Consider the following 1,056-nt stretch of genomic DNA (forward strand, 5'->3'; position numbering starts at 1 on the left):
GATATCTGAATAAAATCACGTTTGAGATGTGCCCAACATATTTGGCGGCGATTGATATCCACCCAGTTATAAGCAGGGCAACGGTCACTGGTGATAAATCCGGCAAATGCTTCACCCAAGACTGTTTGAGCTGCAGTACTAGCCCGACTTAAAATCACCTGAAAGCAAATTATCAATGGCGTTACAGCCACCCACAGCCAACCGCTAGTCTTCGCTGCATTTTGACCATCACCATTGCGCTGCTTAAATCCAGTCTCATCTACTCCGACCGTTGGTGAATGCTGGATGTAACGAAAGAGCCTCTGTCACCGCATCACTGACGGCTTCACTTACTTCTATCCGTAAACGATTAATAGTGCCGATGGACATTTCAATCCCGAACACTGCTTGCATTAGTTGCTGAATTTGGCGGTAAGATTGTCGGTACTGACTGCTCAATAGACCTACATACGCTGTTACTCTTGCTCCATATCCACCTCCTCTAATTATTTCAGGCATGGATGCTGCATGATTTTTTTGGCCACAGCAATTACAGGTGACTGGATGAAACTGATGTTCTGTGATGATTGGCTGTACTGGTGGAACTTCTACTATTTGATGTCTATAGTCGGCTGGCTGATTACCTACTTGATCTATTTTGGCTCCACATCCACTACATTGCTGCGGGTAATGATGGATTACCTCTTGGCACATTTCTTCTGGATATAGCTTCCGTTGAGCTCCGATATGTCCTAATTGCCCACCCCGTTTTTTTCCGGTGGACTCCTTCCGATTAGGCTTAAACCCTTGTGGATTCTTTGATGGTGGCTGTGACGAGTTAGCTGATGTTCTGGCTACCTGTTCTTTGAGTAGCTCATTTTCGGTTCTCAGTTGCGCCATTTCTTCCTCAAGCTTATCTGTCCTGCGGACTAATTCGTAAATTAGTTCGAGGATGCTTTGAGGCACAAGTGCCCAGTCACTAGGGCTGATTGCTGCTATTAGTTCCGGCACAGTCTTTTCCATGTCCCCTACTCTATCATGTTCGAGCCATCGGAAGCTACCCCCCTGAACTTCTAC

At 46.1% G+C, this 1,056-nt stretch carries 2 protein-coding genes; both read right to left on the reverse strand.

Annotated elements, in window-relative coordinates; all coding sequences use genetic code 11:
* On the reverse strand, positions 1-287 hold a 287-nt coding region (locus QUB61_RS39680), incomplete at its 3' end, for an IS66 family transposase (protein ID WP_333136984.1).
* Positions 256-1,056 (reverse strand): IS66 family transposase zinc-finger binding domain-containing protein (locus QUB61_RS39685; protein ID WP_333136982.1); only part of this gene is annotated, 801 nt, incomplete at its 5' end. The genes QUB61_RS39685 and QUB61_RS39680, both read right to left, overlap by 32 nt.

Origin of the sequence: Microcoleus sp. C2D2 (assembly GCF_036702495.1) — a bacterium.
GTDB lineage: Bacteria > Cyanobacteriota > Cyanobacteriia > Cyanobacteriales > Microcoleaceae > Microcoleus.